Raw genomic sequence first — 18335 nt, 5'->3', positions numbered from 1 at the left:
CATCTATCGTACCCTTTATTATCCCTGAACACTTCGCTTTGGCAACAGGGACATTACGTTTTGATGCACCAATCTGTCTCACTATTTATAGGTCTACGTTATATGCGTGGACGGGCTGTCGATAAGTTTGGTCGTTTTGTATCAAGCTTGTCGGCAATAGGCATCACTCTAGGGGTTGCCGCACTCATTACTGTAACTTCTGTAATGAACGGTTTTGAACGTTCATTACAAGATAGCATACTCGCTTATATGCCACAGGCTATATTGACATCAAGTGCGGGAAATATCGACCCAAAACAATACCCGATCACCGATTTACAGCATTTACAGGGTGTGAAGAAAATCGAACCCATTGTGCAATCGGACGTGGTATTACAAAGTCGCACTAATGTTGGTGTTGGGGTAATGGCTGGGATCAATTCCGATGAATCATCGCTATTACTCGATAAATTAATTAGTGGAGACCGTAATGACCTGATTGACGGGCGTTATAACGTCTTTCTCGGTAAGCGTCTTGCGGAAACGTTAGGCGTTAAGCGCGGAGAAGACATCCGCCTTATCATTCCAGGTGTTAGCCAATTAACCCCAATGGGGCGTATTCCTAGCCAACGTTTATTTACGGTTGCGGGTATTTTCCAAACTAATGGTGAAGCCGATACTAGCGAATTGATCGTTGCTCAAGCTGATGCTGCACGCATGCTTCGTTATCCTGCGGGCAATATTACAGGCTGGCGTTTATATCTTGATGAACCACTGAAAGTGGATGTATTGAGTGAACAGATATTGCCAAAGGGATTAATTTGGACCGACTGGCGGGAACGTAAAGGCGAATTTTTCCAAGCCGTTAGGATGGAAAAAAATATGATGGGATTATTACTTAGTCTAATTATTGCTGTCGCAGCATTTAACATTATTACGTCCTTATCTTTGTTGGTGATGGAAAAACAAGGGGAAGTGGCAATCCTGAAAACCTTAGGACTCAAACGTAGCAAAATATTGGCTATTTTTATGATCCAAGGAGCGGGGGCTGGAATTGTTGGAACGTTAATTGGCACAATTATAGGAACGATCCTTTCCAGCCAATTGAACGTCCTGATGCCGCTAATTGGACTACTACCAAAAGGTGTTGAATTACCGATTGTGCTCGACTATTCGGGTATTTTAATTATTGCGCTTTGCGCAATGCTGATTTCATTGCTAGCGACGCTTTATCCTTCTTGGCGTGCGGCTGCGGTTCAACCTGCTGAGGCTTTACGATATGAATAATCAACCACTTCTGATCTGTGAAAATTTAAGTAAGGTGTACCAAGAAGGGACATTGTCGACAGAAGTGTTAAAGAATGTCAGCTTTACGATGAGCGAAGGGGAAACCATGGCTATCGTCGGTAGCTCAGGTTCAGGTAAAAGTACTTTGCTGCATTTACTCGGTGGCTTAGATACGCCATCTCAAGGTAATGTTATTTTCCGTGGTCAGCATATTAATCAGTTGTCTTCTGATGCACGTGCCGCTATTCGTAATAAAGATTTGGGGTTTATTTATCAATTTCACCATTTACTGCCAGATTTTACGGCACTTGAAAATGTGGCGATGCCACTATTAATTGGTGGTATGGCTAAAGCCCCCGCGTTTGAAAAAGCCACTGAAATGCTAAAAGCAGTGGGATTAGATCATCGCGCGAATCACCGCCCATCGGAATTATCAGGTGGTGAACGACAGAGAGTAGCGATTGCTAGAGCGTTGGTCAATGACCCTGCATTAGTGCTGGCGGATGAACCAACGGGTAACTTGGATTTACGTAATGCAGACGCTATTTTTGAGTTGTTAGGCGAATTAAATCGTAAACAACGCACGGCATTTTTAGTGGTCACCCATGATATGAAACTAGCAAGCCGCTTATCGCGTCGCTTAGAAATGCGAGATGGTCATTTGCAACAGGAAATTACGTTGGGGGCGATGTAATGATCAAAATGCCCCTGACGCTATTAGCGGCATTGCGTTTTAGCCGAGGACGCCGTCGTACTGGCATGGTGTCATTGGTTTCTATCGTATCTACACTGGGGATCGTTCTTGGGGTAGCGGTACTCATTATTGGTCTTAGTGCCATGAATGGTTTTGAGCGTGAGCTAAACAATCGCGTGCTTTCAGTGGTCCCTCATGGGCAAATTTATGCGGTTGAAGCGCCTTATAATGATTGGGAATATGCACAGAAAATTATCCGCAATACACCGGGAGTTCAAGCGGTTAGCCCTTACGTTAATTTTACTGGGTTATTAGAACGCGGCGTTAACCTCAAAGCAATTCAAATCATGGGCGTTTCTCGCGAAACTGAATCCCAAGTCAGTGCATTGCCGCAATTTATTTTAAATGATGCATGGCAGCATTTTGAAGCGGGTAAACAATCGATTATTTTAGGGCAAGGCGTTGCGAATTCCCTGAATGTGAAGGAAGGGGATTGGGTAACGATTATGATCCCCAATACTGACGCCAGCATGAAAATCCAACAACCTAAACGTATTCGCGTGCAGGTGACGGGGATTTTCCGCTTAAGTGGTTTACTTGATCACCAATTGGCATTGATCCCACTGGCGGATGCACAAGAATATTTGGGCTATGGGGATGGTATCAGTGGCTTTGAAATTAAAGCGACCGACCCATTTGAAGCTGACAAAGTTGTGTACGATGCTGGGCTAAAAACGATGCATCACGTGGTAGTCAAAAGCTGGATTGGTGATTATGGCTACATGTACAACGATATTCAAATGGTGCGCAGCATTATGTATTTGGCCATGATTTTGGTCATTGGTGTTGCCTGTTTTAATATTGTCTCGACATTGGTGATGGCGGTAAAAGATAAAAGTAGCGATATCGCGGTGCTCAGGACATTAGGCGCAAAAGATAAACAGATCCGCGCCATTTTCTTATGGTATGGGTTGTTGGGTGGATTGGTCGGCTCTTTGATAGGCGTTGTATTGGGCGTCTTGGTCTCTCTGAACCTTACGACGCTGATCAAAGGATTAGAAATACTGGTTGGGCATCCTATCTTATCTGGCGATGTCTATTTTATTGATTTTTTACCTTCAGAGTTGCATGTGATGGATGTGGTTTACGTATTAATCACTACGATTATCCTAAGCTTGTTAGCCAGTTGGTATCCAGCTAGACGAGCCAGTAAATTAGATCCAGCTCGCATTCTAAGCGGCCAATAATATCGGTGAGAGTCAGTTTTTACTGGCTCTCATTTTTTAGCATCTTAAAATCGAATCAAGGGAGATCGACTCCGCGATATGGCGATGCCCGGCTTTATTGAGGTGAAGGTGGTCGCCGGAATTATAGATTGATTTCAGTTGCTGAGAATTTTCCGCATCACAGACGAGTTGGTCACTATCAATTAACGCATCGAATTCCCCACTAGATCGTATCCATTGGTTTACCGTTTGCCGAATAGCTTCCTTTTCAGATGAATAGAAGTTTTCCAATCCATATTCCTCTTCACATCGTAGAGGAACAAGGGTCACACCGACAACATGAAGACCTTTCTTATGCGCCATCTTAAGTAATTGCTGATATCCATTAATCAACATGTTGGCGGATGGAATGATATCCGTAGGCGCAAGAGCGGTTTCAGCGAGTCCTAGATCATTTAAACCTACTTGTACAATACACGTGGAGATACAGGGTTGGTCGATGACATCCTGTGTAAAGCGAGATAATGTGCTAATACCAATACCATCTTTTAGTAAGCGAGAACCGGATTGCCCAGCATTAACTACCGCTGCCGATTTTGAGATCAGCCGCTCAGCGAGAAAATCAATCCAGCGCGCATAAGTCCCCATTTCAACCCCATTACCATCCACCATTGAATCACCAATGACGACCACTGTTTGGCTTGGAACGTTAGGCTGAATGTCGACACTTTCTAGTAGCAGGCGAGAACTTATCAACAGACTGTTTTTATCTGCCTCTTCCCGAATTCGATTGCCTGACTCCAACTGGGAATAGTGGCGCGCATCCCAGTGAAATGTTTTTAAATGGACTAGCTCGGGTAAATAGGTTCGAAGCTCTATTTCGGATAATGCAGGAACTGATTGTATAACTTCATCACTATAGATGGTTTTTCCTGTGGGAATTACGATTTCGCATTGACCATCAAATGTAATGGGCATAATCCACTGCTCCCCTGATGGGGCTTTCAACACAAAATGACTTTCTCCCAAAGTTAAGGGTTGTGTCCCATAACGATTAGAAAACTTAAAACGCAACTTTTGCCCGCCTAAACTAATCCGTAAAGTTTGACGCACGGTTTGATTACACAGCGTTGCGGGAATTCCTACAGGAAGTGGAAAAGCTTCACCGTATGTGGGTTGTGACGTTGCAAGCCATGTACAAACCCACGGATTATGGGGAAATGAATCTAAAACGGGCATGATGTATATTTCCCTAAAATTAATGGATATTTGATGGTGAGGTTAGCGTATTAAACGCGTTCATAGCGGTATGCACCATGCTAAGTAGATTGTCTTTACTTACGCCGTCGCGTGCCTGAATAGAGATGCCATGAAATAGGGTTGCTATATAGTTACCAAGCGCCAGAGCATCGGTATCTTTGGGTAAATCGCCGACATTCATTCCCTCTTTTATGCGTTGAATAATGGATGTCGTCCGTGCTTGTCGATAGCTCGCTAGCCAAGACATAATGCTTTCATTTTCACGAGCATAGTTGGTCAGTGATAGCACGACCATGCAACCATGGGGCCTATCTTGCTGCGTATAAGTTTCAACTGCTTGAGTTAATAACTTTTCAATTGCGAATCGAGTATCGGCTTCTTGTAGAGCCTCGTCAGCAAAAGCACCTTCTTGGCTAAGATAAAGTGAAATAGCTTCACGGAAAAGATTTTCTTTTGAACCGAATGCAGCATAAATACGGGCAGAGGCAATGCCTAGTGCCGCCACTAAATCAGACATCGATGTGCCTTCATAGCCCCGTTGCCAGAATACAAATTTTGCTTTATTTAACGCTGCTGCCCGATCGAACTCTCGTGGTCTTCCTGCCATAAATAATTTTCCTCTTAGTGATGACTGAATTTATCGTAGCATTTCTTTGTGGATTAACAAAGAATAATTATTTATCGATTGACAAAGAATGTTAAAGCCATCTAACCTATTCATTGTTGATCGACAAAGAATTGATTTTTACATAATCCCAATAGATTCTCACACCTGAAAAATGGCTTGTGATACTCAACCAATTTTATGGAATAGATATGAACGCAATATTTGACAAGCTATTACTGGTTTTTCTGATGTTTTTTTCTTTACACAGTACCGTCACATTCGGGATGAATAACATTAAGCAACCAGCCGCAACTGCCATAGCATCAACGATTCAGGCGGATGAAGATAATTTTGAACATCATTATGTCATGGTGAATGGGCTGCGCCTTCACTATGTTACTGCTGGAACAGGTGAGCCCGTATTACTGATCCCTGGTTGGCCACAAACATGGTATACGTGGCGTTATGTCATGACGGAACTTGCTGCAAATGGGTATATGGCAATTGCTGTCGATCCACTAGGTACAGGGTATTCAGACAAACCAGAGAGTGGTTATGATACGGGAGCTGCTGCGACAACATTGCATGAAATGATGACGCAGTTAGGCCATACCCAGTATTCTATTGTCGGGCATGATATCGGTATGTGGGTAGGGTATGCCTTGGCGAGTGATTACCCAGAAGAAGTGAAAAAAATAGCATTAATGGAAGCGGTTATTCCAGGATTAGCACCAGCGCCAAGTCTATTTGTTAGCCCGGAAGAAAATATTTTCTTGTGGCATTTTATGTTTAATCAGGTACGAGATTTACCTGAAATGCTAACCGCTGGCAAAGAGAGTGAATATCTTAATTTTATTTTTGATAACTGGGCGTATCGACGTGATCGTGTTGCCGCACAAACCTATATTGACGCTTATGCTTCACCGGGTGGATTAAGAGCGGGTTTTGCTTATTACCGTGCAATCCCCCAGACCATACAGCAAAATAAGTTACGGGCGCAGAAAAAACTCACTATGCCAGTATTGGCGATTGGCGCTGACCACGCAACACGGGATGCGCCACAACTGACGCTACAGGGAAGAGCAAATCAGTTACAAGGTGCAATGCTTGGTGAATGTGGTCACTTTGTGACAGAAGAGTGCCCAGAACAGTTAATGAGCTATTTATTGCCATTTTTGAAACAATAATTTGATATTAAATAAGGGAAGGCTAGGAATGCTTCCCTTATTCTTATTGGGTAATTTTTGTTACTTAATATTTATTCTTCTTAGTCATTTTATCCAAATAACCCATCACAAAAGCAGATAAAACAAATGTCAGATGCAGGATCACATACCACAGTAATTTGTCATTTTCGATATTTTTGAGGTTCATGAAAATCTTCAATAAATGGATCGATGAAATTGCCACAATAGACGCAGCGACTTTATTTTTTAGCGAGGTGGCATCCATCGTGCCTATCCAATTCAGTTTTTCTTGTTTATCAGAAAGGTTGAGTTGCGAGACAAAATTTTCATATCCAGAAAACATCACCATGACTAACAGACCGCCCACAAGCGCCATATCGATCAATGATAATAGCGTTAGAATCAGGTCTGCCTCAGGAATAGATAAAATATTAGGTAGAATATGAAACATTTCTTGGAAAAATTTAATTGTTAACGCGAGCAGTGCCAGTGATAAACCTAAATAAACGGGGGCAAGAAGCCAGCGCGATGCATACATCATTCTTTCAAAAAACTTTTCCATGTAAACCCTTCAAATTATGAGAATCGAAATTAACAGATAAGGAGTATTCTAACGGTTTGCTGTGACGGGGATAAAGTTTTTTGTCGTTTAAAAGTAAAAAAAATGTCCTTTTAATGATAAAAAAGTTATCGAATCGAGGTTATTGATATATTTGTTTTGCTTTGCAACAGATGATGAGTTTAAGTATGTTACTATCTGAATTATGTATAAATAATATAATATACAGCATTTATATTGATACTCACTTACTGCAAGGATAAAGGATATTTCCGATGTTGCGATTCAGTCGTAGACTAAAAAAAATCAACAAAAACAAATGTAAACGCCGCCAACGAATTCGTAACCGTTCTTTTTACATTGATAGTCGATTGCCAACTATGCAAAAAATTAAAGTGGTTGTCTTAACCGGAGCTGGTATCTCTGCCGAATCTGGCATTCAAACTTTTCGCTCAGCGGATGGTTTATGGGAAGAGCATCGCGTGGAAGATGTGGCAACACCGGAAGGTTTTGCACGTGACCCAGCATTAGTGCAACGTTTTTATAATGAGCGCCGAAAACAGTTGCAGCAAGATAATATCCAGCCAAATGCCGCACATTATGCCTTGGCAAAATTAGAACAGGCTTTAGGGGATAATTTCCTACTAATTACCCAAAATATTGATAATCTCCACGAGCGAGCAGGAAGTCAGCGTGTCATTCACATGCATGGCGAATTATTAAAAGTACGTTGTAATTGGTCTAACCAAGTGTTGGAGTGGACAGGGAATTTATCTGTGGATGAGCGATGCCATTGCTGTCAATTTCCACAGCCGCTACGACCTCATATCGTTTGGTTTGGTGAAATGCCATTTGAGATGGATCGTATTTATCAGGCATTAGGTGATGCGACTATTTTTATCTCGATTGGGACATCAGGGCATGTCTATCCTGCCGCTGGATTTGTCCATGAAGCACGATTGCAAGGGGCACATACCGTGGAACTGAATTTAGAGCCTAGCCAAGTAGAAAGTGAATTTGAAGAAAGACATTATGGACTCGCAAGTGAAGTGGTGGTGGAATATGTGGATAATTTATTGGCTGAGTTAAATGGCGAAAAATAATGCAAGAGTTAGGACGCTGAATCTTTCCTAACTCGGGTTTCTATTTAGACATTTTCGTCCATCATCGCGGGCATGGTTATCTCTTTAACACAGGTGGCGTTACTGGTGCTGAGTATAAAGCGAACAGCGCTAACAACATCTTGCAGAGGAATGGATTCCCCATTGTTCTGAGCTATCACTTCATTAACGGGCATTGATAGCGGATATTCTGTAGCAAGATAGCCTAAATTTAAAATAGAGATACCAATTTTATCGTGACGCAACGTTTCCCTCAGGGATTGAACAATCCCTCGTAGTGCATATTTTGTGGCACTAAATACCACTTCTTGGCCCTTATGATTATCTAATCCCCATGTTGACCCGATTAAAATCACTTTGCTGTTTGTGCCTAAGCGTAAATTCGGTAATAAGGCTTTCAGATTTAAGAGACAGGCACTGATATTTGTCTGGATCATCGCCAGCAATTCTGTGTCATCGGTAGATTCAAAATGGTAGTCAGGTGTAAAAGCCAGTGTCTCCCAGATTCCCACATTATAAATTAATGTATCAATAGGTTGACCACCCATATGCTGCTTAATTTTTGAGGCGGAATGACTCTCACTTAGGTCTGCGGCTATCCAGTGAAATTGAGGGTTGTTAAAGGGTGGCTCTGAACGAGAAACACCATAAATTGTGTCAGAGGTACTGGGCAATCCTTCGACTAATGCTTTACCTAAACCTTTACTTACACCATAAATTAAAAATGTTTTTGCCATATTTATTTCCATCGCTAAAGCTGTTTTTATCATAGGGATGGTGCATATATAACATAATTTATAACGTAATCAGTTATTAAAATGTGCATATCAATCTTAATAGTAAAGCTAATTTATTATTTTTCTTATATATTAATTAATCGAAAGTCGACTATTTAATTAAGTTGTTCAAAGGGTTTTGTTTTTTTGTAATTCATTGTTTTTATGCTGTATTTTTGATGTTAATAATTTCAGGTTACAATTATTAGCATCTAATATAAACCATATTAATTCTATGGTTAATATTCGGATTGCTACTGTTTTATTAGATATTTTCATTATTTAGCTGCAAAGCTGATTTGAAACAATAATTGATTCTGTGATCTTTCCCATAATATGCCTGTTGATATTTAGGGGGATGAGGTATGGACAAGCTCTTGGAGCGGTTTTTTGAATATACAGCTTTTGATACACAGTCAAAACTACATGCAAAAACAGTACCCAGTAGCACTGGTCAGCTAAAATTTGCCCGTGCGTTGGCAAAAGAGCTTACTCAGCTTGGTTTTGACAAAGTGACTTTAACGGATCAGGGGTGTTTAACAGCGTGTTTGCCATCCAATGTTGATTGGGATGTTCCTGCAATCGGTTTTATTTCCCACTTGGATACCGCTCCTGATTTTTCAGGTAAAAATGTTTGCCCTCAAGTACTAGAAAACTACCGTGGTGGAGATATAGCTCTCGGTATTGGTGATGAAGTTTTATCACCCGTTATGTTTCCTGTATTACATGAAATGATTGGCAAAACATTGATCATGACGGATGGTAAAACCTTATTAGGTGCGGATGATAAAGCCGGTATTGCTGAGATCATTACGGCATTGGTGCGCTTGCAAGGTCAAAATGTTCCTCACGGGAAAATTTGTATTGCTTTCACTCCCGATGAAGAAATTGGGCGTGGAGCACAACATATCGATTTAAAAGAATTTGATGCAAAGTGGGCCTACACCGTTGATGGCGGAGGTGTTGGGGAATTAGAGTTTGAAAACTTTAACGCAGCTAACGTTTCAATTAAAATCGTCGGAAACAATACTCATCCGGGTAAGGCAAAAGGTGTGATGGTTAATGCTTTAGGTTTAGCAAACCGAATTCACTCCATGCTACCTGTGGATGAAACACCTGAAAAAACCGAAGGATATGAAGGCTTTTATCACTTAACCTCGATTAAAGGTAACGTGGAGAAAGCGGAAATGAATTATATTATCCGTGATTTTGATTTTGCTAGTTTTGAAGCACGGAAGAAAAATATTATCCGTATTGCAGAGAAAGTGGGAGAAGGGTTACATCCAAATTGCTATATCGAACTCACTTTGGATGATAGCTATTACAACATGCATAAAGAGGTGATGAAATATCCTCATGTTGTGGAATTAGCCAAACAGGCAATGATTGATTGTGAGATTGAGCCAATTATCCAACCCATTCGTGGTGGAACCGATGGTGCTCAATTGTCATTCCGCGGCTTACCTTGCCCAAATATTTTTACAGGTGGATATAATTTCCACAGTAAACATGAGTTTATTACTCAGGAAGGCATGGAGCAGGCGGTGAGTGTCATCATGCGTATTGCCGAATTAACCGCTATTCATGCTAAGTGCAATACCTTGAAATAGATTGAATGTAGTAGTAGGTAAGAAGTGAAATGCCCCATTTAAAGTCAATTTGAATGGGGCATTTTGCTATTTAAGGATTGGCTAAATGATTAATCTTCAAAATACCAATAACCACTATTCACCAGCGCGGTAATCAGTGCGATGAAGTTTACATCATCAAGGGCATCGCCTAGATTTTCGTGATTGACTGAGTCAAAGCGACATAAACTGTCCGCAGCTTCATAGCATTGAGTATCCAAAGACTCACCATTCACAAAGAACTGATCACCGACACGTAACGCTCTGAGACCATTTAATTTGAACAGTGTTTCTTGTTGCTCTTTCAGTAAGTTATAAATCTCATCCTGCTCGTAAGGAGGCTCTGGTGGAGCCAAATCTAGCTCGTGACGGGATTGTGAAATAAACTCGCCTAGCCATTGGCGGAACAGGTCAGGATCATTGATCAATGACTGCATCATTTCACGCAGCTTGATTTGCTCACCTTGCAGAATTTCTGCCGGATTATCGCGGAAAGAGAGATCAGGATCGCTATAACGGTAGCTGCCCAAATCATTAGAAATTAAATGGTCAGCAAAGCTACTGATCAATTCACGTGTGTTGGGTGCTCGGAAGCCAACAGAGAAGTTCAACGATGGCTCAATAGCATAGCCTTCGTGAGGAAATCCAGGTGGGATATACAGGATATCGCCGGGTTCCATCTCTTCATCGATAATGGCATCAAACGGATGAACTTGTAGTAAGTCAGGATGAGGGCAGTGTTGCTTCATTGGGATTTTTTCCCCAACTCGCCAACGGCGGCGACCTTCACCCTGAATGATAAATACGTCGTATTGGTCTAAGTGGGGACCGACACCGCCTCCCGGTACAGAGTAGGAGATCATTAAATCATCCATACGCCAGTCAGAAAGGACTCTAAAAGGTTTCATGAGCTGTGCACTTGGATGATGCCAGTGGTCAACAGCTTGAACTAAAATAGACCAGTTTTCGTCACCAAGGTGGTCATAGCTTTTGAAAGGTCCGTGTGCAACCTGCCAATTCCCATCTTTATGGCTGACTAAACGGCTGTCAACTTCATCTTCCATCGCTAATCCCGCGAGTTCATCAGGCGAGATAGGATCAATAAAACGCGTAAAACCCTGTTTGATAAGCAGAGGTCGTTTCTGCCAATGACTGTCCAGAAAACTCTGCCAGTCAAGATTCAGTTTATAATCCATCTTATTGTTCCCTAGTTATTACAAATCTTCCTAAATAGTATACCGGAAATGGATTGTAAGACAGGGTTTATAGGGCGCCACTTCACAGATTAACTATCTTCAATTACCACTTGTTGTCTAAACGTGACGGCGACACGTGCGCCCCCTAATGGACTATCCGAAATTGTAATTTCGCCGTCATACTGATCGATAATATCGACTGCGATTGATAATCCTAAGCCTTGACCTGGACGGAGAGTATCAGCTCGTTGGCCACGAACGAAAATTAAACTTCGCTTACTTTCAGGCACTCCGGGACCATCATCATCCACAATAATAGTCAGACTATCATGCCCAGAAATGGCGGTGACTTCGACAAACTCAAGGCAATATTTACAGGCATTTTCCATTATATTTCCCATTACTTCCATAAAGTCATTCGGCTGTCCCAGCCAAGTGGTTTCAGGAGAAATATCCACAGTGATAGACACGCCCTTATGCAAATACACTTTATGTAACGCGCTAGAAAGACTGTCTAAAATTGAGGGGACAGACGCAATTTCACGTAACATGAGATTGTCGTCCCCTTGGTTGGATGCGCGGTGTAAATAGTAACCAACCTGCTGAGAAATTCTGCCAATTTGTTCTAACATAATGGGTTCTGCTTGCTCGACCGTCATTTGTTTACCGGAGCGTAGCAATCTTAGTGTGGATTGTAATACCGCCAATGGCGTTTTTAAACTGTGGGTGAGATCAGATAAGGTCGTACGATATTTACTGTAGCGTTTGCGTTCATTACTGAGCAAAATATTGAGGTTACGAACTAATCCGCGCAATTCTGCTGGTGGGTTTTCATCAAGAGTTTCTCGCTCACCTTTTTCAAGACTACTAATTTGCGAAATTAGCGACTTAATTGGGCGAACACTCCAATAAGCGGCAAGCCATAATAGCGGCAATACCAGAATTAAGTTTGCGAGTAGCACATAACCAAACCAATCCCAGACAACACCGGTATTTTGTAAGTCTTGAGGAAGCGTATCAACGACGACGATGGTTAATTGGGGAAGATTTTCCGTCGCTAGATATTGGTTAACCGATACTGAGTGAGTTAACGGTTCATCGACATTATCAATATCATTAAGTCGATTACTGTAGTCGGGATTATTATTCAGTAATTGACGTGTCTCATCGATATCCGTATCAATTTCATATAACCCATTCTTTTTTAACCAATCGAGTTGGATTAACCGTTCAACGCCTGGGACTTCTCGTTGGCGCCATAATGCCTGACCATTTTTATCATAAATGATGATCAACGAGGGGTTATTTAATGTGACATTCGGAGGAACACGAATATCAATTTTACCATCTTGCCATTGAACAAGGCTGTAAATTAGGTTGCTCTGGCTACGCATTACGGTGTATGTGGTTCGGTCAAAACTCACTAAATAACCAACCACTGCGACGATGCCATAGGATAAGGTGAGGGCAAGGATCACGGCTGACGTTGCACAAATGAAACGTGCCTGTAGAGACAGAGGCTTAAACCTAAATTTACTCAATCGCATATTAGTTATTCACATCGAAACGGTAGCCTTGTCCACGAACCGTCACGATCACTTCTTGTTCATGGAATTGCTGGATTTTTTTACGTAGGCGCCCCATTAATACGTCAATAGTGTGACTTTCTCTGAGTTCAGCATCTGGATACAGTTGGCGCATTAATGAATCCTTGCTGACGACTTTACCGTTGTTACGTAGCAGTGTTTCAATAATGGTGTATTCAAAGGCGGTAAGTTTTACTGATTCACCATTGACAGTGAATTCTTTACGGGATAAATCAATAACAAAATTTTCTAATTCAAGAACTTGGGATGCTAATCCGCTATTTCTACGCATTAATGCCTGCATCCGCGCTACTAACTCTTCAAGTTGGAACGGCTTGGTCACATAGTCATCCGCGCCACTGTTTAACGCTTGAACTTTTTCTTGCCAACTTTCACGCGCAGTTAAGACTAAGATTGGAATAGTGACATGATTGCTGCGCCAGCGTTTGATCATAGATAAACCATCTTCATCAGGTAAACCTAAGTCAACGACGGCAATGTCAGGATGACTTTCATTGAGAAAATAGTCAGCTTCTTTAGCATCTTCAGCGGAATCCACTTGATGGCTTAGGTCTTTTAATTGAACCGTTAAGTGGTGGCGAAGTAGGGCATTATCTTCAACGATAAGAATGCGCATCTGAGAACCTCATAGAAAGAAAGCATGCAAATGATTATAGTATAATTGACATGGTAGAAAGAGATGGGATAAGGAACAAGATCTTAACTAAATATAAGTAAAACAAATCTGAAAAATAGTCTTTTCCGAAAAGTGATTGCCTAATCATTCGATAGAAAAATAGGTGACCTACTGGCCACCTATTCAAAGAATATTAATTACTTAATTTCATCAATAAAATTTACAGCATAACCAATGTAATTTGCTGGAGTCATCGCTTTCAGACGCACTTTTTCACTTTCTGGTAGCGCTAAGCTATCAATGAATTGTTGCATTCCTTCCGCCGTAACGCGTTTACCACGGGTCAACTCTTTCAGCTTTTCATACGGTTTTTCAATGCCATAGCGGCGCATAACTGTTTGAATTGGCTCTGCTAATACTTCCCAATTTTGGTCTAGCTCTTCCAGTAAATGTTGTTCGTTGACTTCTAATTTATTCAATCCTTTCATTGTGGATTGATAAGCAATCAGTGAATAACCTAAACCAACACCTAAGTTACGAAGAACTGTAGAGTCAGTTAGGTCACGCTGCCAACGAGACACCGGTAGTTTACTCGCTAAATGACCTAATACGGCGTTTGCTAGACCCAAGTTACCTTCTGAGTTTTCAAAGTCGATTGGGTTAACTTTATGAGGCATGGTTGAAGAACCAATTTCACCGGCAATGGTTTTTTGCTTGAAGTGATTTAATGCAACGTAACCCCAGACATCACGATCAAAATCAAGAACGATAGTATTGAAGCGTGCAACACAATCAAACAGCTCGGCAATATAATCGTGTGGTTCGATTTGTGTCGTGAACGGGTTCCATTTGATGCCCAGAGAAGATACGAATGTCTCACTGAATTCGTGCCAATTAACCTCAGGATAAGCAACAATGTGAGCGTTATAGTTACCAACGGCACCATTAATTTTACCAAGAATTTCAACTTGTTCCAGTTGACGGAATTGACGCTCTAAACGGTAAGCGACGTTAGCAAATTCTTTACCAACCGTAGAAGGTGTTGCTGGCTGACCGTGGGTACGGGACAGTAATGGCAGTGAACGGTATTCGTATGCCATGGCTTTAATTTTATCAATAATCTGGCGCCATTGTGGCAGTAAAACCTCTTCACGAGCTGTTTTCAGCATTAATGCGTGAGACAGGTTATTGATATCTTCAGAAGTACAAGCAAAGTGAATAAATTCAGATACTGCATGAAGTGCAGGAATATGAGCCACTTTTTCTTTCAGGAAATACTCAACTGCTTTTACGTCGTGGTTAGTCGTACGCTCAATTTCTTTGATACGCATCGCATCTTGTTCACTAAAATTAGCGACAATTTCGTCTAAGTAAGCGATTGCGTCAGCGTCAAATGAAGGAACTTCTTTAATTTGTGCAGTTGCAGCCAGTTTTTGTAGCCAGCGAACTTCAACTTGGACACGAAATTTCAGTAAACCAAACTCACTAAAAATAGTGCGTAAAGCGCTGACTTTATCACCGTAACGGCCGTCAATCGGGGATACAGCGGTCAGTGAGGATAATTCCATTGGTAGCAACTCCAGATTTATAGGTGAGACAAAATTTGTTTCGCCTGATTAGACAGACGGCTTCGAGAAAACATCAGTTGGAGACGGCTGCCACCAACTTGTTGCCATAGCACGGCACAACGAATACCAGCAAGCAGCATGGATCTAACTTTTGCCTGAGCAAGGGTATTTTTCAGAATATCAGGGGAGCCCGTGACTTGAATGCGGGGACCTGCTGGGCTCACTACATCTACATAGATACCGGCAAGGGCATTGAAAACACCTTCAGACATGGGATCAAAATAGCTCGCTTGGCGTTCAAATTGCTCAATACGCTGACCTAGTTGGTTCATTGCGTTGTCATCTTTACTTAAACGACGTTCTAGCGCCATGATACTGAGCATATAACGGGTCATTTCAGCCGAAATTCCGCTATTTCCACCTGTTAGCATACCAAGTAACGCACTTAAGCCAGTTTTCAAATTAGCTTCATCATTACCGAACACATCCAGCGTACTGGATGGGTTCATGTTGGTCAGACTGTCGACCATGGTTTTGCCATCTTGCTCATTAAAGGTCCCTTCATGAGCAAGTTTTTGTACCATTAGGCTAGCTTGACAGATACCCGCTAATGCTAGCGTAATATCGTAATAGTTTTTCGCCACACTTACTCCTGAATACGGGCTTCAATAACGCCGCCACCGAGGCAGACTTCATCAATATAAAATACCGCAGATTGCCCTGGAGTAACAGCAGCAACTGGGTAATCAAAAGTAACTTGAATTTTATCGGCACTTAATGGCGTTATAGTACAAGGTATATCCGCTTGACGATAACGGGTTTTCACTACGCAGCGTAATGGCTCAGTGAGAACTTGTCTATCTACCCAATCTAATTGTTGAGCAATCAGGCCAACAGACATTAATCGAGGATGTTCATGGCCTTGAGCGACAATTAATTGATTTTTCTCAACATCTTTGTCTACTACGTACCAAGGTTCTTCTGAACCTTCTTTAGTACCACCGATCCCCAGACCTTTACGTTGACCTAACGTATGGTACATCAATCCTTCATGTTGGCCGATGGTTTCGCCATCTACAGTGACAATTGGACCCGGTTGAGCAGGGAGGTAGCGCCCTAAGAAATCACGGAATTTGCGCTCACCAATGAAACAGATACCAGTAGAATCTTTTTTCTTCGCAGTCACTAAGCCGATCTCTTCGGCAATACGACGTACCTCTGGCTTTTCTAGTTCACCCACAGGGAACAGGCTTTTGGCAATCTGTTCATGGCTGAGGGTATAGAGAAAGTAACTTTGGTCTTTATTATTGTCGAGGCCGCGTAATAGTTGGCTTTTACCATTGACGTCACGGCGGCGAACATAGTGGCCTGTCGCGATATAGTCTGCTCCGAGATCTTCCGCAGCAAACTCTAAGAAAGCTTTAAATTTAATTTCTTTGTTGCACAAAATATCTGGGTTTGGGGTGCGTCCCGCTTTGTATTCTTCTAAAAAATGTTCGAAGACATTGTCCCAATATTCGGCTGCGAAATTGATGGTGCGTAACTCAATACCCAGCTTGTCACAGACAGCTTGGGCATCAGCAAGGTCAGTTGCCGCAGAGCAATACTCTTCATCGTCATCCTCTTCCCAGTTTTTCATAAACAGACCAACTACCTGATACCCTTGCTGCTGGAGTAAATAGGCGGAAACGGATGAATCAACACCACCGGACATACCGACGATGACCTTAATTTGGCTGTTATCTGATTTGGTACTGTTATCTGACATGAAAATAGTCTCACTACGGAAAAATCAAGCCCCATACTTTAGCACGTTGCACCCTTGTTGCACCAGAGTTAGGGCGAATTATGTTAGTCGTAATGATGACCGAATGCGGTCAAAATATCTAAAGGATAAGATATTCCTTCTTGAAAACAGCGGATGCTCTGTGCAACTAATGGAGATCGTAGACAGGGGCTAGATAAAATATCTTCTGCGGTAACCCAGTGGCAGGCGCTAATATCACTGTCATGGGGACTTGTTTCGCATGGTGCATCTAGTTCAAGGGAAAACAAAAATCGAATAAACTGGGTGCTATCGGGGGCAATCCACTGATGAACTTTAATGAGCTTTTGTGGTGTACCTTGGATACCCGTTTCTTCAAAGAGTTCTCGCTGGGCGGCTTGTAGTAAAGACTCATTGGCTTCCAAATGCCCAGCGGGTTGATTCCATGTTGGTTTATTATTGACCCACTCCTCAACCACTAAAAACTTATCTTGAGCGTGAACTATAGTGGCAACAGTAACATTAGGCTTAAACAACAGTGACCTCCTTCCATTCACCAGGGGATAAGTTATCCAAACTAAATTCACCCGTGGAATAACGGATCAATCTTAGTGTCGGAAAACCAATATTAGCTGTCATTCGGCGAACTTGCCGATTTCTTCCTTCAAAAAGCGTGATTTTTAGCCAACTTGTTGGAATGTTTTTACGCTCTCGAATAGGCGGAATTCTTTCCCATAACCAATCTGGCTCTTCAACTAATTCGATTTCTGCGGGGAGGGTTGGGCCATCATTGAGCACAAGTCCTCGGCGAAAATTAGCTAATGCAATTTCATCGGGAATACCCTCTACTTGAGCATAGTATATTTTCCCCGTTTTCTTCTGAGGCTGGGTTAATCGTGCTTGCAGTTTCCCATCATTGGTTAATACCAATAATCCCTCGCTATCGCGGTCGAGACGCCCAGCTGCATAAACATCGCTAATTGGAATATAATTTTTTAATGTTTCTCGCCCTTGTTCATCGGTAAATTGAGGGAGTACATCAAAAGGTTTATTAAAAATAATAACCTTACGAGGTGTTGACGGCTTTGAGGCGGTAATAGTGGTATTTTTATTTAGTCGATGATTATTCTTTAAGCGGGTTTTAGGCGCATTTTCAGTTCGACGTGGAGATGATGATATTCGATTCGTTGGTTTGGACATAATAATAAAATAGGTTGAATATAAATTATTGGTTATTGTAGCGGAGTTTTGGTTACCCT

The 18335-nt window shown here is 41.8% G+C and carries 18 protein-coding genes; 6 read left to right on the top strand and 12 right to left on the bottom strand.

What is annotated here, in order from left to right; genetic code table 11:
• The first annotated feature begins 63 nt into the window (after positions 1 to 63).
• From lolC to lolE, 3 genes are read left to right on the top strand one after another with little or no spacing between them, the layout of a single operon-like run.
• Positions 64 to 1266, top strand: coding sequence for a lipoprotein-releasing ABC transporter permease subunit LolC (gene lolC, locus PROVRUST_RS13450; RefSeq protein WP_039855287.1), 1203 nt, complete (start codon positions 64 to 66; stop codon positions 1264 to 1266).
• A complete protein-coding gene (lolD, locus tag PROVRUST_RS13445) occupies positions 1259 to 1960 on the top strand; it encodes a lipoprotein-releasing ABC transporter ATP-binding protein LolD (protein WP_006815404.1) in 702 nt (233 codons plus the stop codon). Before lolC ends, lolD begins: the two co-directional genes overlap by 8 nt.
• Before the next feature lie 2 nt (positions 1961 to 1962).
• Positions 1963 to 3207: a lipoprotein-releasing ABC transporter permease subunit LolE gene (lolE, locus tag PROVRUST_RS13440; RefSeq protein WP_211207515.1), complete on the top strand. Its 1245-nt coding sequence runs from the start codon at positions 1963 to 1965 to the stop codon at positions 3205 to 3207.
• A gap of 36 nt (positions 3208 to 3243) precedes the next feature.
• Here lolE and PROVRUST_RS13435 read toward each other — a convergent pair whose 3' ends face one another.
• On the bottom strand, positions 3244 to 4425 hold the full coding sequence (locus PROVRUST_RS13435; protein ID WP_006815402.1) for an SGNH/GDSL hydrolase family protein: 1182 nt from the start codon (positions 4423 to 4425) through the stop codon (positions 3244 to 3246).
• Between the two features lie 19 nt (positions 4426 to 4444).
• Positions 4445 to 5053, bottom strand: a complete 609-nt coding sequence (locus tag PROVRUST_RS13430; protein WP_006815401.1) for a TetR/AcrR family transcriptional regulator — start codon at positions 5051 to 5053, stop codon at positions 4445 to 4447.
• 209 nt (positions 5054 to 5262) lie between these two features.
• Between PROVRUST_RS13430 and PROVRUST_RS13425 the strand changes: the two genes are divergently transcribed.
• Positions 5263 to 6240: an alpha/beta fold hydrolase gene (locus PROVRUST_RS13425; RefSeq protein WP_039855283.1), complete on the top strand. Its 978-nt coding sequence runs from the start codon at positions 5263 to 5265 to the stop codon at positions 6238 to 6240.
• Between the two features lie 64 nt (positions 6241 to 6304).
• Here PROVRUST_RS13425 and PROVRUST_RS13420 read toward each other — a convergent pair whose 3' ends face one another.
• Entirely contained in the window at positions 6305 to 6802 is a 498-nt protein-coding gene (locus tag PROVRUST_RS13420; protein WP_006815399.1) for a TIGR00645 family protein, read from the bottom strand.
• A gap of 272 nt (positions 6803 to 7074) precedes the next feature.
• Here PROVRUST_RS13420 and cobB point away from each other — a divergent pair, with 272 nt between their 5' ends.
• Entirely contained in the window at positions 7075 to 7902 is an 828-nt protein-coding gene (gene cobB / locus PROVRUST_RS13415) for a Sir2 family NAD+-dependent deacetylase (RefSeq protein WP_039855281.1), read from the top strand.
• 44 nt (positions 7903 to 7946) lie between these two features.
• Here cobB and PROVRUST_RS13410 read toward each other — a convergent pair whose 3' ends face one another.
• Positions 7947 to 8657: an SDR family NAD(P)-dependent oxidoreductase gene (locus tag PROVRUST_RS13410; protein ID WP_039855279.1), complete on the bottom strand. Its 711-nt coding sequence runs from the start codon at positions 8655 to 8657 to the stop codon at positions 7947 to 7949.
• A 404-nt stretch (positions 8658 to 9061) separates the two neighbouring features.
• On the opposite strand from PROVRUST_RS13410, the gene pepT reads away from it, so the two are divergent.
• Entirely contained in the window at positions 9062 to 10306 is a 1245-nt protein-coding gene (pepT, locus tag PROVRUST_RS13405; RefSeq protein ID WP_006815396.1) for a peptidase T, read from the top strand.
• Between the two features lie 89 nt (positions 10307 to 10395).
• Here pepT and PROVRUST_RS13400 read toward each other — a convergent pair whose 3' ends face one another.
• The 8 genes from PROVRUST_RS13400 to rluE form a co-directional block, all read right to left on the bottom strand.
• Positions 10396 to 11520 carry a ribosomal protein uL16 3-hydroxylase gene (locus tag PROVRUST_RS13400; protein WP_006815395.1) on the bottom strand — a complete coding sequence of 375 codons (1125 nt, stop codon included), beginning with the start codon at positions 11518 to 11520 and terminating at the stop codon, positions 10396 to 10398.
• A gap of 89 nt (positions 11521 to 11609) precedes the next feature.
• Positions 11610 to 13067, bottom strand: coding sequence for a two-component system sensor histidine kinase PhoQ (gene phoQ, locus PROVRUST_RS13395; protein ID WP_006815394.1), 1458 nt, complete (start codon positions 13065 to 13067; stop codon positions 11610 to 11612).
• Position 13068: 1 nt separating this feature from the next.
• Positions 13069 to 13743 carry a two-component system response regulator PhoP gene (phoP, locus tag PROVRUST_RS13390; protein ID WP_006815393.1) on the bottom strand — a complete coding sequence of 225 codons (675 nt, stop codon included), beginning with the start codon at positions 13741 to 13743 and terminating at the stop codon, positions 13069 to 13071.
• Between the two features lie 197 nt (positions 13744 to 13940).
• The gene (gene purB / locus PROVRUST_RS13385; RefSeq protein ID WP_006815392.1) at positions 13941 to 15311 is read right to left on the bottom strand and encodes an adenylosuccinate lyase; all 1371 of its coding nucleotides are present in this window, start codon (positions 15309 to 15311) and stop codon (positions 13941 to 13943) included.
• 17 nt (positions 15312 to 15328) lie between these two features.
• On the bottom strand, positions 15329 to 15955 hold the full coding sequence (gene hflD / locus PROVRUST_RS13380; protein WP_006815391.1) for a high frequency lysogenization protein HflD: 627 nt from the start codon (positions 15953 to 15955) through the stop codon (positions 15329 to 15331).
• Positions 15956 to 15957: 2 nt separating this feature from the next.
• Entirely contained in the window at positions 15958 to 17079 is a 1122-nt protein-coding gene (gene mnmA, locus PROVRUST_RS13375) for a tRNA 2-thiouridine(34) synthase MnmA (RefSeq protein WP_006815390.1), read from the bottom strand.
• Between the two features lie 83 nt (positions 17080 to 17162).
• Complete coding sequence (locus PROVRUST_RS13370) at positions 17163 to 17612, bottom strand: NUDIX domain-containing protein (protein ID WP_006815389.1); 450 nt, start codon at positions 17610 to 17612, stop codon at positions 17163 to 17165.
• Positions 17605 to 18276, bottom strand: coding sequence for a 23S rRNA pseudouridine(2457) synthase RluE (gene rluE / locus PROVRUST_RS13365; protein WP_006815388.1), 672 nt, complete (start codon positions 18274 to 18276; stop codon positions 17605 to 17607). Before rluE ends, PROVRUST_RS13370 begins: the two co-directional genes overlap by 8 nt.
• Between the last annotated feature and the right edge of the window lie 59 nt (positions 18277 to 18335).

Source organism: Providencia rustigianii DSM 4541 (assembly GCF_000156395.1).
In the GTDB taxonomy this organism is placed as follows: Bacteria; Pseudomonadota; Gammaproteobacteria; order Enterobacterales; family Enterobacteriaceae; genus Providencia; species Providencia rustigianii.
Note: the sequence above shows the minus strand (reverse complement) of the source record. Positions and strands in the feature narration are given on the sequence as shown.

Bases quoted from the DNA above. Each gene is read 5' to 3' on its own strand.
- lolC (WP_039855287.1), top strand. From the start codon at position 64: ATGCACCAATCTGTCTCACTATTTATAGGTCTACGTTATATGCGTGGA.
- lolD (WP_006815404.1), top strand. From the start codon at position 1,259: ATGAATAATCAACCACTTCTGATCTGTGAAAATTTAAGTAAGGTGTAC.
- PROVRUST_RS13435 (WP_006815402.1), bottom strand. From the start codon at position 4,425: ATGCCCGTTTTAGATTCATTTCCCCATAATCCGTGGGTTTGTACATGG.
- PROVRUST_RS13430 (WP_006815401.1), bottom strand. From the start codon at position 5,053: ATGGCAGGAAGACCACGAGAGTTCGATCGGGCAGCAGCGTTAAATAAA.
- PROVRUST_RS13425 (WP_039855283.1), top strand. From the start codon at position 5,263: ATGAACGCAATATTTGACAAGCTATTACTGGTTTTTCTGATGTTTTTT.
- PROVRUST_RS13420 (WP_006815399.1), bottom strand. From the start codon at position 6,802: ATGGAAAAGTTTTTTGAAAGAATGATGTATGCATCGCGCTGGCTTCTT.
- cobB (WP_039855281.1), top strand. From the start codon at position 7,075: ATGTTGCGATTCAGTCGTAGACTAAAAAAAATCAACAAAAACAAATGT.
- PROVRUST_RS13410 (WP_039855279.1), bottom strand. From the start codon at position 8,657: ATGGCAAAAACATTTTTAATTTATGGTGTAAGTAAAGGTTTAGGTAAA.
- pepT (WP_006815396.1), top strand. From the start codon at position 9,062: ATGGACAAGCTCTTGGAGCGGTTTTTTGAATATACAGCTTTTGATACA.
- PROVRUST_RS13400 (WP_006815395.1), bottom strand. From the start codon at position 11,520: ATGGATTATAAACTGAATCTTGACTGGCAGAGTTTTCTGGACAGTCAT.
- phoQ (WP_006815394.1), bottom strand. From the start codon at position 13,067: ATGCGATTGAGTAAATTTAGGTTTAAGCCTCTGTCTCTACAGGCACGT.
- phoP (WP_006815393.1), bottom strand. From the start codon at position 13,743: ATGCGCATTCTTATCGTTGAAGATAATGCCCTACTTCGCCACCACTTA.
- purB (WP_006815392.1), bottom strand. From the start codon at position 15,311: ATGGAATTATCCTCACTGACCGCTGTATCCCCGATTGACGGCCGTTAC.
- mnmA (WP_006815390.1), bottom strand. From the start codon at position 17,079: ATGTCAGATAACAGTACCAAATCAGATAACAGCCAAATTAAGGTCATC.
- rluE (WP_006815388.1), bottom strand. From the start codon at position 18,276: ATGTCCAAACCAACGAATCGAATATCATCATCTCCACGTCGAACTGAA.